This is a genomic window from Enterobacter sp. RHBSTW-00318, from assembly GCF_014101375.1.
Lineage (GTDB): Bacteria > Pseudomonadota > Gammaproteobacteria > Enterobacterales > Enterobacteriaceae > Enterobacter > Enterobacter ludwigii.
In genome coordinates this window covers 4,356,510-4,375,225 of the sequence record NZ_JABXQH010000001.1, presented here as the reverse complement: position 1 = coordinate 4,375,225, position 18,716 = coordinate 4,356,510, and the positions used below count along the sequence as shown (strand labels likewise).

The window sequence follows — 18,716 nt, the reverse complement described above, 5'->3', positions numbered from 1 at the left end:
AAGTGGACTGACCCCACGCCCGTAGACAAATTCTGTCCTCACGACGAGGCCTGTTCGAAGGCCTCCGGACTGACGCCGCCGAGGTGACTGTGGCGCCGGGCCCGGTTGTAGAACACTTCAATGTAATCGAAGATATCCGCCCGGGCTAGATCCCGGGTTTTGTATATTCTCTTCCTGATGCGCTCTTTTTTCAGTGAACTGAAGAACGATTCGGCCACCGCATTATCCCAGCAGTTGCCACGCCGGCTCATGCTCGGGACCAGGTTATTAGCCCGGCAGAAGCGCTGCCAGTCGTCACTGCCGTACTGGCTTCCCTGGTCTGAGTGCACGATGACCTCGCCGCCGGGTTTACGTCGCCAGACCGCCATCATCAGTGCATCCAGCGCCAGTTCGCGTGAGAGAGTGGGCTTCATCGACCAGCCCACCACGTTACGGGCGAAGAGATCGATAACCACCGCCAGATACAGCCAGCCCTGCCAGGTGCGGAGTAGAGTAAGAGGCAGGGCGTAGTCGGACTATTTCCCTGCCTCTCCTCCCCGAACCGGACGTGCACCTTTCAGCGCATCCGGCTCTCCATTTAAATGCTGGCGAACGCCATTGCCACTTCTGTAAAGCGCGATGTATACGTGTTTCTGGTCTCCGTCCTCAGATAGGGATTACCTTCGGGTAGCCGCCAGCGGAACAGCTTCTTGCCTTGCCCCACCAACCGGTACAGTATTTCGCCGCTGAGCTTGCCGTGATTGGTTTTACCAAATAAAACCCACGTTTTGCTCTGACCCGGTTTCGGTGATTTACACCACCACCTCATCAGGGAAGCGATACCTGTACGGTATTTGCGGGCCAGCCAGTGAGCCAGCTTCCAGAACACGACACGGTCGATATAACTGAAGACTTTGGCCTTAAAATCAACGAACTGATAGAACATAGCCCAGCCTTTCAGTTTTCGGTTGAGTTGTTCAGCCATATCGACTTTGCTTTCACTGTAGTTGCCTGATAACAGTGCTGTCAGCGATGCGGCGAAGTTTCTGGCTTTCTCCTGCGGGATCGTTGAGACCACTCGCATCTCGCCATAACGACTGCGTTTGCGAATGATTCTGTGCCCCAGAAAGATAAAGCCGTCATTAACATGGGTGATTTTAGTCTTATCCATGTTCAGCCTGAGTTTCAGACTGCCTTCGAGCACACCCCGACACTCCTCCCTGATGGCTTCCGCCTGTGCTTTGGTGCCTTTGACGATGAGGACAAAATCATCGGCATAGCGGCAGTACGCCACCGCGGGTTTCCACTGCCAGTTTTCTCTGACCGCCGTACTTCGGCCCCGTTGGATACTGTTATTCCAGTACCACCGATCTTTTCTGGCTTTCCCGCTCAGGTAGCGCTCATGCAGGTATTGATCGAACTCATTCAGCATGATGTTCGATAATAGCGGCGATATAACACCGCCCTGTGGTACACCTTCACTGGCCGCCCGAAAGAGACCGACATCGATATGTCCCGCCTTGATGGTTTTCCACAGCAGAGTCATGAAACGTGCGTCACTGATCCTGCGGCGTACAGCCTTCATCAGCAGTCGATGATGTACGGTGTCGAAGTAACTGGACAGGTCGCCTTCAATCACCCAGCGTCCCCGGGTTTCACCACAGTCTGTGAGCTGTAATTTCACCGTGCGGATCGCGTGGTGGACACTGCGCTCAGGCCGGAAGCCATATGAGAGCGTATGAAAATCACTCTCCCATATCGGCTCCATCGCCATCAGCATGGCCCGCTGAACAATACGATCCCGCAACGCGGGGATACCCAGTGGTCGCAGTTTGCCGTTGCTTTTAGGGATGTAAACCCGTCTGGCGGGCAAGGGCTGGTAGTGGCCTGAGAGTAATTCATCCCTGAGGATTTGCAGCTCAACAGCCAGTCTGGCCTGTAGCATTGTTTTGTTCACGCCATCAACGCCGGGGGTATGGGCCCCCTTTGATGAAAGCGTGATCCGCGCCGCTTCAGCCAGCCATTCTGGTTGTGTTATCAGACGCAGCAGCCGTTGAATCCGTAGGGACGGATCGGTGGCTGCCCATGTGGCAAGCTTGCGTTGCATTTCGCTGATTATCAAAGGTCTTCACCTCGTTAGGTCAGTTAATTCACGTCGCAAACACATTCAAACTGCTTCCCTTCGCCATGTAATGGGCTTTCCCCATCGCGGACTACTACGGAAGCTCCGCCAGCCAGCGCGTCATCGGAGCCATGCCCCCTTAACATCCGTCGCTGACCTTCCCCGGTTTACCTGCCTGGACTCAGGCATACTGAGGAGGCTGCCCGTCGCACTCTTTATCCTTGCTTGCCGCAAGTTGGCAGAAGTCAGCAACGCAAGCGTGATAGACGCTGCTGCCCCGGTGTTTCGCATACATGTCAAAACACCTTCGACCGGCAGTGCTTACGTATCACTGCCAGTTCCTCCTGCACGGCCTGTCAGATCACGTAGGCCGTGGTGACGTTTTCAACCCACAGAGGCGGATTAACGGGTTCATGTTCTTCAGCCTTTCAGTACTTAACCTTGAGGATCATCTCGGCTTAGTGATCTCGCCTCAATCCCCGTTGTCAGCGGGTTACATCACCCTGCGGGCATGCCGCAGGTCACTGCCGCTCAGGTTCTCCACCGTCACACCCGGTGGGATTGTTGGGTTTCTCATCGTGAGTTACCGGTTCAATATTCCAGACAGACTCGCGGTTCATTTAAGCATCCATGCCCGCCCTGAACTCCGGGCACACTATAAGTAATGTCGGTGACCCAGACCTGATTGGCCCGGACAACAGTAAACTGCCGCTGCACGCGATTAGGGGCAACCACTGAAGGTCTGCCAGCGATACGACGCGGCGCTTTATAGCCGCGCACGGCTTTAATCCGGTTCAGTTGCATAATACGGCCCACCCGGTTTTTACCGCAGGTTTCCCCGATTTCGTTCAGGTCGCCATGAACCCGCCGGTAACCGTATACGCCTCCGCTCAGTGAATAGGAGTCACGGATAAGCGTCAGCAGACGCTGATTATCTTTATCACGTGCCGAGACCGGGTTATGCAGCCACGCGTAGAACCCGGCCCGGGCGACATCCAGTACCCGACACATTGTCATCACACCCCATACAGTGCGGTGCTCATTGATAAAGCGGTACTTCAGTCGGGCTCCCTTGCAAAGTACCGCGCTGTAGATTCAATTGGTCAACGCAACAGTTATGTGAAAACATGGGGTTGCGGAGGTTTTTTGAATGAGACGAACATTTACAGCAGAGGAAAAAGCCTCTGTTTTTGAACTATGGAAGAACGGAACAGGCTTCAGTGAAATAGCGAATATCCTGGGTTCAAAACCCGGAACGATCTTCACTATGTTAAGGGATACTGGCGGCATAAAACCCCATGAGCGTAAGCGGGCTGTAGCTCACCTGACACTGTCTGAGCGCGAGGAGATACGAGCTGGTTTGTCAGCCAAAATGAGCATTCGTGCGATAGCTACTGCGCTGAATCGCAGTCCTTCGACGATCTCACGTGAAGTTCAGCGTAATCGGGGCAGACGCTATTACAAAGCTGTTGATGCTAATAACCGAGCCAACAGAATGGCGAAAAGGCCAAAACCGTGCTTACTGGATCAAAATTTACCATTGCGAAAGCTTGTTCTGGAAAAGCTGGAGATGAAATGGTCTCCAGAGCAAATATCAGGATGGTTAAGGCGAACAAAACCACGTCAAAAAACGCTGCGAATATCACCTGAGACAATTTATAAAACGCTGTACTTTCGTAGCCGTGAAGCGCTACACCACCTGAATATACAGCATCTGCGACGGTCGCATAGCCTTCGCCATGGCAGGCGTCATACCCGCAAAGGCGAAAGAGGTACGATTAACATAGTGAACGGAACACCAATTCACGAACGTTCCCGAAATATCGATAACAGACGCTCTCTGGGGCATTGGGAGGGCGATTTAGTCTCAGGTACAAAAAACTCTCATATAGCCACACTTGTAGACCGAAAATCACGTTATACGATCATCCTTAGACTCAGGGGCAAAGATTCTGTCTCAGTAAATCAGGCTCTTACCGACAAATTCCTGAGTTTACCGTCAGAACTCAGAAAATCACTGACATGGGACAGAGGAATGGAACTGGCCAGACATCTAGAATTTACTGTCAGCACCGGCGTTAAAGTTTACTTCTGCGATCCTCAGAGTCCTTGGCAGCGGGGAACAAATGAGAACACAAATGGGCTAATTCGGCAGTACTTTCCTAAAAAGACATGTCTTGCCCAATATACTCAACATGAACTAGATCTGGTTGCTGCTCAGCTAAACAACAGACCGAGAAAGACACTGAAGTTCAAAACACCGAAAGAGATAATTGAAAGGGGTGTTGCATTGACAGATTGAATCTACAACGGCCTTTTTCAGGATGTCCCGTTCTTCTTCGGTACGTTTTAGCTGCGCCCGTAGTTTCAGGATCTCGCTTTTGGCTTCCAGTAAATCCCGGGCATGCTGCTCGCTGTTATCCGGTTTGATAGCCCGTAGCCACTTGTAGAGGCTGTGGGCAGAAACGCCCAGACGGTCAGATACTTCGGCAACGGAATAACCGCGTTCCGTTATCTGTCGGACGGCTTCTTCCTTAAATTCAGGTGTAAATCGTGGTGTGCCCATATGCTCCCCCTATACTCAAACTATAGGGCAGGATCGTCTACTGGGGTGGGGTCAGTCCATCAACGGCTCGGAAGTGTCTAGATTATCCGTGGCGATTCAAAGAGTTTAAAACTGAAGCAGTCAAACAGGTTGTTGATCGCGGTTATTCTGTTTCCAGCGTTGCAACACGTCTCGATATCACCACCCACAGCCTTTATGCATGGATAAAGAAGTACGGTCCGGATTCTTCCACTAATAAAGAACAGTCAGATGCTCAGGCCGAGATCCGCCGTCTCCAGAAAGAGCTGAAACGGGTTACCGGTAATGCTGTCAACCTGTTGATGACTATTTTAATCTGTAGTCATTCAATCCTTGTAACATCAGGATGATCCTGGTGTCAGTGAAAATACGAAATCAACACGTTGGTATCATTACCCACCTGTGAACTGACGTCGGCATTTTGAATCTCACTTCGGCGTGCCCCCTCCGAATGGCGCAAAACATTTCGTGGTATGGCATGATAGCACCCGAAGAGAGTCAATTCAGGGTGGTAAATGTGAAACCAGTAACGCTATACGATGTCGCAGAGTATGCCGGTGTCTCTTATCAGACCGTTTCCCGCGTGGTGAACCAGGCCAGCCACGTCTCTGCGAAAACGCGGGAAAAGGTGGAAGCGGCGATGGCGCAGCTGAACTACATTCCCAACCGCGTGGCACAACAACTGGCGGGGAAACAGTCGTTGCTGATTGGCGTTGCTACCTCCAGTCTGGCCCTGCACGCGCCGTCGCAAATTGTCGCGGCGATTAAATCTCGCGCCGATCAACTGGGTGCCAGCGTGGTGGTGTCGATGGTAGAACGAAGCGGCGTCGAAGCCTGTAAAGCGGCGGTGCACAATCTTCTCGCGCAACGCGTCAGTGGGCTGATCATTAACTATCCGCTGGATGACCAGGATGCCATTGCTGTGGAAGCTGCCTGCGCTAATGTTCCGGCGTTATTTCTTGATGTCTCTGACCAGACTCCCATCAACAGTATTATTTTCTCCCATGAAGACGGTACGCGACTGGGCGTGGAGCATCTGGTCGCATTGGGTCACCAGCAAATCGCGCTGTTAGCGGGCCCATTAAGTTCTGTCTCGGCGCGTCTGCGTCTGGCGGGCTGGCATAAATATCTCACTCGCAATCAAATTCATCCGATAGCGGAACGGGAAGGCGACTGGAGTGCCATGTCCGGTTTTCAACAAACCATGCAAATGCTAAATGAGGGCATCGTTCCCACTGCGATGCTGGTTGCCAACGATCAGATGGCGCTGGGCGCAATGCGCGCCATTACCGAGTCCGGGTTGCGCGTTGGTGCGGATATCTCGGTAGTGGGATACGACGATACCGAAGACAGCTCGTGTTATATCCCGCCGTTAACCACCATCAAACAGGATTTTCGCCTGCTGGGGCAAACCAGCGTGGACCGCTTGCTGAAACTCTCTCAGGGCCAGGCGGTGAAGAGCAATCAGCTGTTGCCCGTCTCACTGGTGAAAAGAAAAACCACCCTGGCGCCCAATACGCAAACCACCTCTCCCCGCACGTTGGCAGATTCCTTAATGCAGCTGGCACGACAAGTTTCCCGACTTGAAAGCGGGCAGTGAGCGCAACGCAATTAATGTGAGTCAGCTCACTCATTAGGCACCCCAGGCTTTACACTCTATGTGTCCGGCTCGTATGTTATGCGAAAATGTGAGCGGATAACAATTCACGCAGGATACAACTATGACAATGATTACGGATTCACTGGCCGTCGTATTACAACGTCGTGACTGGGAAAACCCTGGCGTTACCCAACTTAATCGCCTTGCGGCACATCCCCCTTTCGCCAGCTGGCGTAATAGCGAAGAGGCTCGCACCGATCGCCCTTCCCAAGAGTCGCGCAGCCTGAATGGTGAATGGCGCTTTGCCTGGTTTCCGGCACCAGAAGCGGTACCAGAAAGCTGGCTGGAGCGCGATCTTCCTGACGCCGATACTGTCATCGTCCCCTCAAACTGGCAGATGCACGGTTACGATGCGCCTATCTACACCAACGTGACCTATCCCATTGCGGTCAATCCGCCGTATGTTCCCACGGAGAATCCGACGGGTTGTTACTCGCTCACATTTAATGTTGATGAAAGCTGGCTACAGGAAGGCCAGACGCGAATTATTTTTGATGGTGTTAACTCGGCGTTTCATTTGTGGTGCAACGGGCGCTGGGTCGGTTACGGACAGGACAGTCGTTTGCCGTCTGAATTTGACCTGAGCGCATTTTTACACGCCGGAGAAAACCGCCTCGCGGTGATGGTGCTGCGCTGGAGTGACGGCAGTTATCTGGAAGATCAGGATATGTGGCGGATGAGCGGCATTTTCCGTGACGTCTCGTTGCTGCATAAACCGAGCACGCAAATCAGCGATTTCCATGTAGCCACTCACTTTAATGATGATTTCAGCCGCGCTGTACTGGAGGCAGACGTTCAGATGTACGGCGAGCTGCGCGATGAGCTGCGGGTGACGGTTTCTTTGTGGCAGGGTGAAACGCAGGTCGCCAGCGGCACCGCGCCTTTCGGCGGTGAAATTATCGATGAGCGTGGTGGTTATGCCGATCACGTCACCCTACGTCTGAACGTCGAAAACCCGAAACTGTGGAGCGCCGAAATCCCGAATCTCTATCGTGCGGTGGTTGAACTGCACACCGCCGACGGCACGCTGATTGAAGCAGAAGCCTGCGATGTCGGTTTCCGCGAGGTGCGGATTGAAAATGGTCTGCTGCTGCTGAACGGCAAGCCGTTGCTGATTCGCGGCGTTAACCGTCACGAGCATCATCCTCTGCATGGTCAGGTCATGGATGAGCAGACGATGGTGCAGGATATCCTGCTGATGAAGCAGAACAACTTTAACGCCGTGCGCTGTTCGCATTATCCGAACCATCCGCTGTGGTACACGCTGTGCGACCACTACGGCCTGTATGTGGTGGATGAAGCCAACATTGAAACCCACGGCATGGTGCCAATGAATCGTCTGACCGATGATCCGCGCTGGCTACCCGCGATGAGCGAACGCGTAACGCGAATGGTGCAGCGCGATCGTAATCACCCGAGTGCGATCATCTGGTCGCTGGGGAATGAATCAGGCCACGGCGCTAATCACGACGCACTCTATCGCTGGATCAAATCTGTCGATCCTTCCCGCCCGGTACAGTATGAAGGCGGCGGAGCCGACACCTTCGCAACCGATATTATTTGCCCGATGTACGCGCGCGTGGATGAAGACCAGCCCTTCCCGGCTGTGCCGAAATGGTCCATCAAAAAATGGCTTTCGTTGCCTGGAGAGACGCGCCCGCTGATCCTTTGCGAATACGCCCACGCGATGGGTAACAGTCTTGGCGGCTTCGCTAAATACTGGCAGGCGTTTCGTCAGTACCCCCGTTTACAGGGCGGCTTCGTCTGGGACTGGGTGGATCAGTCGCTGATTAAATATGATGAAAATGGCAATCCGTGGTCGGCTTACGGCGGTGATTTTGGCGATAAGCCGAATGATCGCCAGTTCTGCATGAACGGTCTGGTCTTTGCCGACCGCACGCCGCATCCGGCGCTGACGGAAGCAAAACACCAGCAGCAGTTTTTCCAGTTCAGTTTATCCGGGCGAACCATCGAAGTGACCAGCGAATACCTGTTCCGTCATAGCGATAACGAGCTCCTGCACTGGATGGTGGCGCTGGATGGCAAGCCGCTGGCAAGCGGTGAAGTGCCTCTGGATGTCGCTCCACAAGGTAAACAGTTGATTGAACTGCCTGAACTACCGCAGCCGAAGAGCGCCGGACAACTCTGGCTAACGGTTCACGTAGTGCAACCGAACGCGACCACATGGTCAGCAGCCGGACACATCAGCGCCTGGCAGCAGTGGCGTCTGGCGGAAAACCTCAGCGTGACACTCCCCTCCGCGCCCCACGCCATCCCGCAACTGACCACCAGCGAAACGGATTTTTGCATCGAGCTGGATAATAAGCGTTGGCAATTTAACCGCCAGTCAGGCTTTCTTTCACAGATGTGGATTGGCGATAAAAAACAACTGCTGACGCCGCTGCGCGATCAGTTCACCCGCGCACCGCTGGATAACGACATTGGCGTAAGTGAAGCGACCCGCATTGACCCTAACGCCTGGGTCGAACGCTGGAAGGCGGCGGGCCATTACCAGGCCGAAGCAGCGTTGTTGCAGTGCACGGCAGATACGCTTGCCGACGCGGTGCTGATTACCACGGTCCACGCGTGGCAGCATCAGGGGAAAACCTTATTTATCAGCCGGAAAACCTACCGGATTGATGGAAGTGGTCAAATGGCGATTACCGTTGATGTTGAAGTGGCGAGCAATACGCCACATCCGGCGCGGATTGGCCTGACCTGCCAGCTGGCGCAGGTAGCAGAGCGGGTAAACTGGCTCGGATTAGGGCCGCAAGAAAACTATCCCGACCGCCTTACTGCGGCCTGTTTTGACCGCTGGGATCTGCCATTGTCAGACATGTATACCCCGTACGTCTTCCCGAGCGAAAACGGTCTGCGCTGCGGGACGCGCGAATTGAATTATGGCCCACACCAGTGGCGCGGCGACTTCCAGTTCAACATCAGCCGCTACAGTCAACAGCAACTGATGGAAACCAGCCATCGCCATCTGCTGCACGCGGAAGAAGGCACATGGCTGAATATCGACGGTTTCCATATGGGGATTGGTGGCGACGACTCCTGGAGCCCGTCAGTGTCGGCGGAATTCCACCTTAGCGCCGGTAGCTACCATTACCAGTTGCTCTGGTGTCAAAAATAATAATAACCGGGCAGGCCATGTCTGCCCGTATTTCGCGTAAGGAAATCCATTATGTACTATTTAAAAAACACAAACTTTTGGATGTTCGGTTTATTCTTTTTCTTTTACTTTTTTATCATGGGAGCCTACTTCCCGTTTTTCCCGATTTGGCTACATGACATCAACCATATCAGCAAAAGTGATACGGGTATTATTTTTGCCGCTATTTCTCTGTTCTCGCTATTATTCCAACCGCTGTTTGGTCTGCTTTCTGACAAACTCGGGCTGCGCAAATACCTGCTGTGGATTATTACCGGCATGTTAGTGATGTTTGCGCCGTTCTTTATTTTTATCTTCGGGCCACTGTTACAATACAACATTTTAGTAGGATCGATTGTTGGTGGTATTTATCTAGGCTTTTGTTTTAACGCCGGTGCGCCAGCAGTAGAGGCATTTATCGAGAAAGTCAGCCGTCGCAGTAATTTCGAATATGGTCGCGCGCGGATGTTTGGCTGTGTTGGCTGGGCGCTGTGTGCCTCGATTGTCGGCATCATGTTCACCATCAATAATCAGTTTGTTTTCTGGCTGGGTTCTGGCTGTGCATTCATCCTCGCCGTTTTACTCTTTTTCGCCAAAACGGATGCGCCCTCTTCTGCCACGGTTGCCAATGCGGTAGGTGCCAACCATTCGGCATTTAGCCTTAAGCTGGCGCTGGAACTGTTCAGACAGCCAAAACTGTGGTTTTTGTCACTGTATGTTATTGGCGTTTCCTGCACCTACGATGTTTTTGACCAACAGTTTGCTAATTTCTTTACTTCGTTCTTTGCTACCGGTGAACAGGGTACGCGGGTATTTGGCTACGTAACGACAATGGGCGAATTACTTAACGCCTCGATTATGTTTTTTGCGCCACTGATCATTAATCGCATCGGTGGGAAAAACGCCCTGCTGCTGGCTGGCACTATTATGTCAGTACGTATTATTGGCTCATCGTTCGCTACCTCAGCACTGGAAGTGGTTATTCTGAAAACGCTGCATATGTTTGAAGTACCGTTCCTGCTGGTGGGCTGCTTTAAATATATTACCAGCCAGTTTGAAGTGCGTTTTTCAGCGACGATTTATCTGGTCTGTTTCTGCTTCTTTAAGCAACTGGCGATGATTTTTATGTCTATTCTGGCGGGCAATATGTATGAAAGCATCGGTTTCCAGGGCGCTTACCTGGTGCTGGGTCTGGTGGCGCTGGGCTTCACCTTAATTTCCGTGTTCACGCTTAGCGGCCCCGGCCCACTTTCTCTGCTGCGTCGCCAGGTGAATGAAGTCGCTTAAGAAATTAATGTCGGATACGGCGCGAGCGCCTTATCCGACCAACTTATCAGGACGGAATGTTAAAAATGAACATGTCGATGACAGAAAAAATAAAAGCAGGCAAGCTATTTACCGATATGTGCGAAGGCTTACCTGAAAAAAGACTTCGTGGGAAAACATTAATGTATGAGTTCAATCACTCGCATCCATCAGAAGTTGAAAAAAGGGTAATGACTCCAACTTATTGATAGTGTTTTATGTTCAGATAATGCCCAATGACTTTGTCATGCAGCTCCACCGATTTTGAGAACGACAGTGACTTCCGTCCCAGCCTTGCCAGATGTTGTCTCAGATTCAGGTTATGTCGCTCAATGCGCTGAGTGTAACGCTTGCTGATAACGTGCAGCTTTCCCTTCAGGCGTGATTCATAAAGCGGCCAGCCATCCGTCATCCATACCACGACCTCAAAGGCCGACAGCAGGCCCGGAAGACGCTCCAGCGTGGACAACGTGCGTTCACCGAATACGTGCGCCACAACCGTCCTCCGTATCCTGTCATACGCGTAAAACAACCAGCGCTGGCGTGATTTAGCGCCGACATAACCCCACTGTTCGTCCATTTCCGCGCAAACAATGACGTCACTGCCCGGTTGTATGCGTGAGGTTACCGACTGCGGTCTGAGTTTTTTAAGTGACGTAAAATCGTGTTGAGGCCAACGCCCATAATGCGGGCGGTTGCCCGGCATCCAACGCCATTCATGGCCATATCAATGATTTTCTGGTGTGTACCGGGCTGAGAGGCGGTGTAAGTGAACTGGAGCTGCCATGTTTTACGGCAGTGAGAGCAGAGATAGCGCTGATGTCCGGCAGTGCTTTTGCCGTTACGCACCACGCCTTCAGTAGCGGAGCAGGAAGGACATCTGATGGAAATGGAAGCCACCCGCACAGCGCGCTGGGATATCACTCCCCGAGGGAATACCGGCAGCGGACATCGTTAACTTAAGATACAAAAGCTGTTCGGAGATGGAGGGTCAAGATCAGGGTGACCTGCGCCATGATGTTATCCGAGCCCTGTTTCCTAATCACTACACCGGTATTTGATTACCCAGGTCAACTTCAGGCTGTTACAGGGACGGCAACCGTGTCAGCACATCCTTGAGATAGGCATACGGATCGTGCCCATTATTACGGGCCGACTGGATCAAACTCATGATCGCAGCAGCGCGCTTGAGTATGCGAACCCACGCCGAGCATTTGAGAAGGCAACGGGATGAACGCTGGCTGGATAGCCGTGGTTTTCTGGGTAGGCAGCCGAATCCATTTGTGATCGAGGTTGGCATTGAGGCTGTAGCCCAAGGCGATGTTTGCGATGGAGGCACCGGGTTCAGAACACTCCTGAATGACCTGAGCCTTGAAAGATTTGCTGTAGGTACGGCGCTGAGGGCGCATGGAAAATCCGCTTGATGGGCCATGGCCTTCGGCGGCGGTGTCGGGAAGGTGTGTTGGCCGGACGGATACTGTTGAACTACGTTGTCTGGGGCAACGGAAGTGTTTCGGCCCGACTCTGGAACGCGATCCGCAGCGACGACTGGGCAATTCCGCACGTTAGCCTGAGCAGCCTCGGGGAAATCGTCGTCTGGGCGCGCCCAGACGAGTTTCCGTCAAGGAACATGCAGACGAGCAAGGGGCTGCGGGCACTCGGCTACAACGTGAGGATCGGTGTTTGATCGAGGCGCCTGTGGTACACGCAGGCTGACGAGCCAGGCGCTGTCCATTGCCTGATCAGACCGCCCCGCTGCGCCTTGCCTGAGCAGTTGACCTGCATCAATGGGGCGGGAGAACGCTGTACATTGACTCTTGAAGGCTGTCATGGTAAGCGTAATATCTTACAAAGTATTACAAGGATTTCCTTGGCCGGAACCGCAAAGCGACGCGATTGGAGAGGGTGAGATGAAAGCGCACCTACAGGGATGAAAGCGCACCTACAGGTGATTTTCACGCTCGATGAATTGGCTGCGTACTTGAAAGTCGGCAAGCGGACGCTTTATCGGCTCGCCGCGCACGGGGAAATTCCGGCTTTCAAGGTGTGCGGGACGTGGCGGTTTCCTCAAAGTGAAATCGATCAGTGGATCAATGATCAGACCCGAGCCGCAGCAAAGAAGGAGGTGATGCGCAAGCGTGAACAGCAGAAGTCATCCGAGCAGCCCGTGTCGCCTGGGCGCACTGCCCGTCACAGCAGGCAAAGGGCTTGAGTAACTCGTTTTCCAATTTTTCTGGAGGTATGACATGGACATCGATTTCAAGAAGTTGGCTCCCTGGAACTGGTTCAAGAACGAGCAGCAAGAGCAGCAGACCGCCTCTTCCCTGCCGGTGCAGCGCAATGACCTGCCAGCGGCGAGCGGGCCAGTCAGCCCGATCCTGCAACTGCATCGGGAAATCGACCGGCTGTTCGATGACGCATTCCGGGGCTTCGGTTTTCCGGCGTTGAACATGCCGCAGTGGCCATCCGATTGGTCGGGCATGCTGAAGCCGGCCCTGGACATCCAGGAAACCGACAAGCAGTACAAGATTACCCTGGAAGTGCCCGGTGTCGAGGAGAAGGACATCCAGATAACTCTCGACAACGACGTGCTGATGGTGCGTGGCGAGAAGCGCCAGGAACAGGAGAAGAAGGAAGGTGGCTTCCACCGTGTGGAGCGCTCCTACGGCAGCTTTCAGCGTGCCTTGAACCTGCCTGACGACGCCAACCAGGATTCGATCAAGGCATCGTTCAAGAACGGGGTGCTCACGGTCACGATCGACAAGCGCGAGGTCAGCGCGCCGAAGCAGGGACGCTCGATCCCGATCAACGGCTGACGTCGCCGGCTCGTTCGTCACAAGAAAAACCCGGCACGAGACGAGGAGTCGCGGCTCGCGATGCCTCGTCTCCTCAACCTTGTCAACCTTCTCAGGAGCATCAGCATGGCCAGAAAACAATGCCAGGTCTGCGGCCAACCCGCCACCGTGCGGGTGGAAGCCAATCTCAACGGTCGTAACAGCACCATGCTGTTGTGCGACGACCATTACCGGCAATTAGTGCGCCAGCAAAAGCGCACCATTTCGCCGCTGGAAGCCTTGTTCGGCTCGCGCAGCGGCCTGTTCGAGGACTTCCTCGGCAGTGACTTCTTCCGCATCGGCGAAGACGCGACGCCAGTTGCCGCCGATACCGATGACGTGGTCGATGCCTCGTTTGGCGAGCCCGCCACCGCAGGTTCGGGTGCGCCGCGCCGTCGCGGCAGTGGGCTGGCCAGCCGCATCAGCGAACAGTCGGAAGCCTTGTTGCAGGAGGCCGCCAAACACGCTGCCGAATTTGGCCGCTCCGAGGTGGATACCGAACATCTGCTGCTGGCGCTGGCCGACAGCGACGTGGTCAAGACCATCCTGGGTCAGTTCAAGATCAAGGTCGATGACCTCAAGCGGCAGATCGAGTCTGAGGCCAAGCGCGGGGACAAGCCCTTCGAGGGCGAGATCGGCGTGTCGCCGCGCGTGAAGGATGCGCTCAGCCGCGCCTTCGTGGCCTCCAATGAACTCGGCCATTCTTATGTCGGTCCAGAGCATTTCCTGATCGGTCTGGCCGAGGAAGGCGAAGGGCTGGCCGCCAACCTGCTGCGCCGCTACGGCCTGACGCCGCAGGCGCTGCGCCAACAGGTCAGCAAGGTGGTCGGCAAGGGCGCCGAGGATGGCCGCGCTGAGACGCCGACCAACACGCCAGAACTCGACAAGTACTCGCGCGACCTGACCAAGATGGCGCGCGACGGCAAGCTCGACCCGGTGATCGGCCGCGCGCAGGAGATCGAAACCACCATCGAGGTGCTGGCCCGGCGCAAGAAGAACAACCCGGTGCTGATCGGCGAGCCGGGTGTGGGCAAGACCGCCATCGTCGAAGGGCTGGCGCAGCGCATGGTGGCGGGTGAAGTGCCCGAGACCTTGCGCGACAAGCGCCTGGTGGAACTCAACATCAACGCCATGGTGGCCGGCGCCAAATATCGCGGCGAGTTCGAGGAGCGCGTGCAGAAGGTGCTGAAGGAGGTGACCGAGCACCAGGGCGAGCTGATTTTGTTCATCGACGAGGTGCACACCATCGTCGGTGCCGGCCAGGGCGGTGGCGAAGGCGGGCTGGACGTGGCCAACGTGTTCAAACCGATGATGGCGCGCGGTGAACTCAACCTGATCGGCGCCACGACGCTGAACGAGTACCAGAAATACATCGAGAAGGATGCTGCACTGGAGCGGCGCTTCCAGCCGGTGACGGTGCCCGAGCCGACGGTGGCCCAGGCCATCATGATTCTGCGCGGCCTGCGCGACACCTTCGAGGCGCACCACAAGGTCAGCATCTCCGAGGACGCGATCATCGCGGCGGCCGAGTTGTCCGACCGCTACATCACGGCGCGCTTCCTGCCGGACAAGGCGATCGACCTGCTCGACCAGGCGGCCGCGCGCGTGAAGCTGTCGGCCACGGCCCGGCCGGTGGCCGTGCAGGAGCTGGAGTCCGAACTGCACCAGCTGCGGCGTGAACAGGATTACGTGGCCGCGCGCAAGCAGTACGACCAGGCCGCCGAGCTCGGGAAGCGCATCGAAGCCAAGGAGGCCGAGCTCAAGAAGCTCGTCGAGGACTGGGAGCGGGAGCGGGCCTCCGGCAGTGCCGAGGTCAAGGCGGAACACGTGGCGCAGATCGTCTCGCGCCTGACCGGCATCCCGGTCAACGAGTTGACGGTGGAAGAGCGCGAAAAGCTGCTGCACTTGGAACAACGGCTGCACGAGCGCCTGGTGGGACAAGACGAGGCGGTCCGTGCCGTGGCCGATGCCGTGCGGCTGTCCCGCGCCGGCCTGCGTGAAGGCAGCAAACCGGTGGCTACCTTCCTGTTTCTGGGCCCGACCGGGGTGGGCAAGACCGAGCTCGCCAAGGCATTGGCCGAATCGATCTACGGCGATGAGCACGCCCTGTTGCGCATCGACATGTCGGAATATGGCGAACGCCATACCGTGGCGCGATTGGTGGGCGCGCCTCCGGGCTATGTCGGTTACGACGAAGGCGGTCAGCTCACCGAGAAGGTGCGGCGCAAGCCCTACAGCGTGCTGCTGCTCGACGAGATCGAGAAGGCACACCCTGACGTATACAACATCCTGCTGCAAGTGTTCGACGACGGTCGCCTCACCGACGGCAAGGGCCGGGTGGTGGATTTCACCAACACCATCATCATCGCCACGTCCAACCTGGGTTCGGACATCATCCAGCGACGGCTGAAGGCGCGCGGGGCGGCCGGCGAGGAGTACGAAAAGACCAAGGCCGGAGTCATGGACGTGCTGCGCGGCCATTTCCGGCCCGAGTTCCTCAACCGCATCGACGAGATCATCGTCTTCCATGCGCTGGGCAAGGAGGAGATCCGCCACATCGTCGGCCTGCAGCTCGATCGCGTGGCGCGCAGCGCCGCCAGCCAGGGCGTGACGCTCACTTTCGATCAGACGCTGATCGACCATTTCGCGGAAGAAGGCTACAAGCCCGAGTTCGGTGCGCGTGAACTCAAGCGCCTGATCCGCAGCGAGCTGGAAACTGCGCTGGCGCGCGAGATGCTCGGCGGCGGTATCGGCAAGGGCGATCACGCCAGCGCACGCTGGGACGACAAGGCCGAACGCGTGGTGTTCGAACGCAAAGAGCCACCGCAGACCCCGGCCGAGCCGGAGCAGCCGGATGCCGCGAAGGCGAGCGACGCATCTTGATGGCGGGCGAGGCTGCCGTGTCCGACCCCATCGGCCTGGCACTGGCATGGGCAGCCTCCCTGGCCTCGATCGCGGTGGCGGTCGTGGCCGCAGGTCACGCGGGCGTCTACAAGCGTGATGAGCAGTCGGCCACGCCGTGGGGACTGCTCATCAGCGGCGGCACTGCCCTCCCGCTCGCTGGCCATCCGTTCGCGTGACGGCGCGGCCCATCTGTTCACCTGATCCTCTGGCAACTCGACTTTCGAGGAACAAGGCCCATGGCTGGGTGACGCGGGCAGGCAACTGATAGTCGGTACTCTGTTCGACATCTCTTCTCGCAAGGAAATAGAGCAGCAGTTGCTGCGTATGGTGATCACCGACCCCTTTGCTTCACGGTTGAGGGAACATGTTCGCGCAACCGACATGGCTGCCCGGATTGGGGGGAGGAATTCGCTGTGTTGTTGGAAGCGGTATCGATAGAAGGCGCCCAAGTATGGGCGGAGCGATTTCGTCAGGACACTGCGGCGACAGCGGTGGTGTGTGGAGAGGTGTCGATCAGCTATAGCGCCAGCATGGGGGTGGCTCTCCTTGACCCCCGTTTGCACTCTGTCGAGCAGGTGATGCTGCAGGCGGACAGCGCGCTCTACCAGGCAAAAAAGACGAGGGTGCAACCAAGTTGTGGGCGCACAAGTATTTCAGAATTGAGAGGAGTGGCGATGAAGGAAAAGCAAGCAGACCCGATCAAAACATTTCGCGCCCAATGGGCAGTGATGACGTTCTACGAGCGCTTTGAACAGGTGATCGCGCTCGCGCTGTCCGCAATCATTGCCGTTATCATCGTGGTCTCGCTGCTGCAGCTGATCTCGATCGTCTTCAGCCTGCTGATCATTGATGCATTCAATCCGCTCGATCACAAGGTCTTCCAGACTGTGTTCGGCATGATCATGACGCTGCTCATTGCCATGGAGTTCAAGCATTCCATCGTGAGGGTGGCCTTGCGGCGCGACAGCATCATCCAGGTCAAGACGGTGATCCTGATCGGGCTGATCGCCCTGGCGCGTAAATTCGTGATCCTCGACCCGGAGACCGGCCCCGCCAAGGTCGCGGCGCTTGCAGGCGCGACACTGGCCCTCGGGGCGACTTACTGGCTGCTGCGCGAGCGCGATGACCGGACAGCCGGGGAAAGCTCAGATGATCAGTCGTGATCTGCGCCACGCGCAGAATGTCGGCGCGCGGCATCGCTGGCACAATCGCCTGCAAACCGTGCTGTTGGTGCTGACCCTGCTCGGAATTGCCGCCGTCGCTGGCAGCCTGCTGTTGGGTGACGGCGGGCTTTGGCTGGCGCTTGCGGCTGCGGGGTTCACCCTGCTGCTTGAACCGGCGGCCGCCTCCGGGCTGACCTTGCGGCTGTATGGCGCACGCCCCCTGCACCCGGATGAAGCGCCCGATCTTTGGGCTGTGTTGCGCGAACTGGCGGCGCGGGCCGGGCTGCCTACCGTGCCGGTACCGCACTACGTGCCCAGCGGGGTCGTCAACGCCTTCGCCACCGGTTCGAAGCATCACGCGGCCATCGCGCTGACCGACGGCCTGCTGCGTAGCCTCACGCCCCGCGAGTTGACCGGCGTGCTCGGCCACGAAATCGCGCATATTGCGAACGAGGATTTGCGTGTCATGGGCTTGGCCGATTCCATCAGCCGGCTCACCCATCTTCTGGCCTTGTTGGGGCAGCTTGCGATCGTGCTCAGCTTGCCAACGCTATTGCTTGGAGTCACGGAAGTCAATTGGCCCGCGTTGCTTCTACTTGCGGTCGCGCCACAGCTGGCCTTGCTGGCTCAGTTGGGCTTGTCCAGGGTGCGCGAATTCGACGCCGACCGGCTCGCTGCCGAATTGACCGGCGACCCGCACGGGCTGGCCTCAGCGCTCGCCAAGATCGAGCGGGTGAGCCGCTCCTGGCGCGCCTGGCTGCTGCCCGGATGGGGCAATCCGGAACCCTCCTGGTTGCGCACGCATCCAGCGACGGCTGAACGCATTGAGCGCTTGCTGGAACTTGCTCCGCCGCCCGCGATGCCGCCGTTTCCATCGGCCCGTTTCGACCCCGAAGTGACCGTATCACCACGTCCGCCACGCTGGCGCACTGGCGGCCTTTGGCGCTGATTTCAACATGGAGAATGACGTGACCTACCCGACCCCTACAGCCGCCCGGCGCCGGATCGATT

At 56.3% G+C, this 18,716-nt stretch carries 14 protein-coding genes and 7 pseudogenes; 14 read left to right on the top strand and 7 right to left on the bottom strand.

Going from position 1 to position 18,716, the window contains the following annotated elements; translation table 11 throughout:
- Positions 1–38 precede the first annotated feature (38 nt).
- From HV157_RS21545 to HV157_RS21535, 3 genes and pseudogenes are all read right to left on the bottom strand, one after another.
- Positions 39–497, bottom strand: a pseudogene (locus HV157_RS21545) (IS3 family transposase); the annotation flags it as partial.
- Positions 498–577: 80 nt separating this feature from the next.
- Positions 578–2,086, bottom strand: coding sequence for a group II intron reverse transcriptase/maturase (gene ltrA / locus HV157_RS21540; protein ID WP_001189111.1), 1,509 nt, complete (start codon positions 2,084–2,086; stop codon positions 578–580).
- Positions 2,087–2,758: 672 nt separating this feature from the next.
- A pseudogene (locus HV157_RS21535) lies at positions 2,759–3,187 on the bottom strand (IS3 family transposase); the annotation flags it as partial.
- Positions 3,188–3,251: 64 nt separating this feature from the next.
- Between HV157_RS21535 and HV157_RS21530 the strand changes: the two are divergent.
- On the top strand, positions 3,252–4,403 hold the full coding sequence (locus tag HV157_RS21530) for an IS30-like element IS30 family transposase (RefSeq protein WP_001254932.1): 1,152 nt from the start codon (positions 3,252–3,254) through the stop codon (positions 4,401–4,403).
- A gap of 12 nt (positions 4,404–4,415) precedes the next feature.
- Here the strand turns inward: HV157_RS21530 and HV157_RS21525 are convergent.
- A pseudogene (locus HV157_RS21525) lies at positions 4,416–4,667 on the bottom strand (transposase); the annotation flags it as partial.
- A 98-nt stretch (positions 4,668–4,765) separates the two neighbouring features.
- Here HV157_RS21525 and HV157_RS21520 point away from each other — a divergent pair.
- From HV157_RS21520 to HV157_RS21500, 5 genes and pseudogenes are all read left to right on the top strand, one after another.
- Positions 4,766–4,966, top strand: a pseudogene (locus HV157_RS21520) (transposase); the annotation flags it as partial.
- Positions 4,967–5,202: 236 nt separating this feature from the next.
- Complete coding sequence (lacI, locus tag HV157_RS21515) at positions 5,203–6,285, top strand: DNA-binding transcriptional repressor LacI (RefSeq protein WP_007851507.1); 1,083 nt, start codon at positions 5,203–5,205, stop codon at positions 6,283–6,285.
- 121 nt (positions 6,286–6,406) lie between these two features.
- Entirely contained in the window at positions 6,407–9,481 is a 3,075-nt protein-coding gene (gene lacZ / locus HV157_RS21510; RefSeq protein WP_039388377.1) for a beta-galactosidase, read from the top strand.
- 51 nt (positions 9,482–9,532) lie between these two features.
- Positions 9,533–10,786 (top strand): lactose permease, encoded by a 1,254-nt coding sequence (lacY, locus tag HV157_RS21505; RefSeq protein WP_003846917.1) that lies wholly within the window; start codon positions 9,533–9,535, stop codon positions 10,784–10,786.
- Positions 10,787–10,851: 65 nt separating this feature from the next.
- Positions 10,852–10,992, top strand: a pseudogene (locus tag HV157_RS21500) (maltose acetyltransferase domain-containing protein); the annotation flags it as partial.
- A 14-nt stretch (positions 10,993–11,006) separates the two neighbouring features.
- On the opposite strand, the gene HV157_RS21495 reads toward HV157_RS21500, so the two are convergent.
- The 3 genes and pseudogenes from HV157_RS21495 to HV157_RS21485 form a co-directional block, all read right to left on the bottom strand.
- Positions 11,007–11,704, bottom strand: a protein-coding gene (locus HV157_RS21495) for an IS1 family transposase (RefSeq protein WP_232104776.1) whose coding sequence is annotated in 2 segments (ribosomal slippage) — positions 11,007–11,455 and positions 11,455–11,704 — 699 coding nt in all. Because the reading frame shifts where the segments join, the coding sequence is not laid out codon by codon here.
- A 184-nt stretch (positions 11,705–11,888) separates the two neighbouring features.
- Positions 11,889–12,005: pseudogene (locus HV157_RS21490) on the bottom strand (transposase domain-containing protein); the annotation flags it as partial.
- Positions 11,950–12,213 (bottom strand): transposase, encoded by a 264-nt coding sequence (locus HV157_RS21485; protein ID WP_004118209.1) that lies wholly within the window; start codon positions 12,211–12,213, stop codon positions 11,950–11,952. The gene HV157_RS21485 and the pseudogene HV157_RS21490, both read right to left, overlap by 56 nt.
- Before the next feature lie 14 nt (positions 12,214–12,227).
- Here HV157_RS21485 and HV157_RS21480 point away from each other — a divergent pair, with 14 nt between their 5' ends.
- From HV157_RS21480 to HV157_RS21450, 8 genes and pseudogenes are all read left to right on the top strand, one after another.
- Complete coding sequence (locus HV157_RS21480; protein WP_015386469.1) at positions 12,228–12,491, top strand: hypothetical protein; 264 nt, start codon at positions 12,228–12,230, stop codon at positions 12,489–12,491.
- Between the two features lie 243 nt (positions 12,492–12,734).
- Positions 12,735–13,016 (top strand): helix-turn-helix domain-containing protein, encoded by a 282-nt coding sequence (locus HV157_RS21475; protein ID WP_180246084.1) that lies wholly within the window; start codon positions 12,735–12,737, stop codon positions 13,014–13,016.
- A 34-nt stretch (positions 13,017–13,050) separates the two neighbouring features.
- The gene (hsp20, locus tag HV157_RS21470; RefSeq protein ID WP_000350436.1) at positions 13,051–13,620 is read left to right on the top strand and encodes a small heat shock protein sHSP20; all 570 of its coding nucleotides are present in this window, start codon (positions 13,051–13,053) and stop codon (positions 13,618–13,620) included.
- A 105-nt stretch (positions 13,621–13,725) separates the two neighbouring features.
- Entirely contained in the window at positions 13,726–16,521 is a 2,796-nt protein-coding gene (gene clpK / locus HV157_RS21465) for a heat shock survival AAA family ATPase ClpK (protein ID WP_052259227.1), read from the top strand.
- Entirely contained in the window at positions 16,521–16,718 is a 198-nt protein-coding gene (locus HV157_RS21460; protein WP_004152115.1) for a hypothetical protein, read from the top strand. The genes clpK and HV157_RS21460 overlap by 1 nt, the downstream gene beginning before the upstream one ends.
- A gap of 237 nt (positions 16,719–16,955) precedes the next feature.
- Positions 16,956–17,102: pseudogene (locus tag HV157_RS26325) on the top strand (diguanylate cyclase); the annotation flags it as partial.
- A 114-nt stretch (positions 17,103–17,216) separates the two neighbouring features.
- Complete coding sequence (locus HV157_RS21455) at positions 17,217–17,705, top strand: phosphate-starvation-inducible PsiE family protein (RefSeq protein ID WP_004152114.1); 489 nt, start codon at positions 17,217–17,219, stop codon at positions 17,703–17,705.
- Complete coding sequence (locus HV157_RS21450; RefSeq protein WP_004152113.1) at positions 17,692–18,654, top strand: zinc metalloprotease HtpX; 963 nt, start codon at positions 17,692–17,694, stop codon at positions 18,652–18,654. The genes HV157_RS21455 and HV157_RS21450 overlap by 14 nt, the downstream gene beginning before the upstream one ends.
- Positions 18,655–18,716: the final 62 nt, after the last annotated feature.

What these genes read in the sequence shown, in the direction of transcription:
- HV157_RS21460 (WP_004152115.1), top strand. Translation starts at nt 16,521, where the DNA reads ATGGCGGGCGAGGCTGCCGTGTCCGACCCCATCGGCCTGGCACTGGCA.
- HV157_RS21450 (WP_004152113.1), top strand. Translation starts at nt 17,692, where the DNA reads ATGATCAGTCGTGATCTGCGCCACGCGCAGAATGTCGGCGCGCGGCAT.
- HV157_RS21485 (WP_004118209.1), bottom strand. Translation starts at nt 12,213, where the DNA reads ATGCGCCCTCAGCGCCGTACCTACAGCAAATCTTTCAAGGCTCAGGTC.
- HV157_RS21475 (WP_180246084.1), top strand. Translation starts at nt 12,735, where the DNA reads ATGAAAGCGCACCTACAGGTGATTTTCACGCTCGATGAATTGGCTGCG.
- clpK (WP_052259227.1), top strand. Translation starts at nt 13,726, where the DNA reads ATGGCCAGAAAACAATGCCAGGTCTGCGGCCAACCCGCCACCGTGCGG.
- HV157_RS21530 (WP_001254932.1), top strand. Translation starts at nt 3,252, where the DNA reads ATGAGACGAACATTTACAGCAGAGGAAAAAGCCTCTGTTTTTGAACTA.
- HV157_RS21455 (WP_004152114.1), top strand. Translation starts at nt 17,217, where the DNA reads ATGAAGGAAAAGCAAGCAGACCCGATCAAAACATTTCGCGCCCAATGG.
- lacZ (WP_039388377.1), top strand. Translation starts at nt 6,407, where the DNA reads ATGACAATGATTACGGATTCACTGGCCGTCGTATTACAACGTCGTGAC.
- lacY (WP_003846917.1), top strand. Translation starts at nt 9,533, where the DNA reads ATGTACTATTTAAAAAACACAAACTTTTGGATGTTCGGTTTATTCTTT.
- HV157_RS21480 (WP_015386469.1), top strand. Translation starts at nt 12,228, where the DNA reads ATGGGCCATGGCCTTCGGCGGCGGTGTCGGGAAGGTGTGTTGGCCGGA.
- hsp20 (WP_000350436.1), top strand. Translation starts at nt 13,051, where the DNA reads ATGGACATCGATTTCAAGAAGTTGGCTCCCTGGAACTGGTTCAAGAAC.
- ltrA (WP_001189111.1), bottom strand. Translation starts at nt 2,086, where the DNA reads ATGCAACGCAAGCTTGCCACATGGGCAGCCACCGATCCGTCCCTACGG.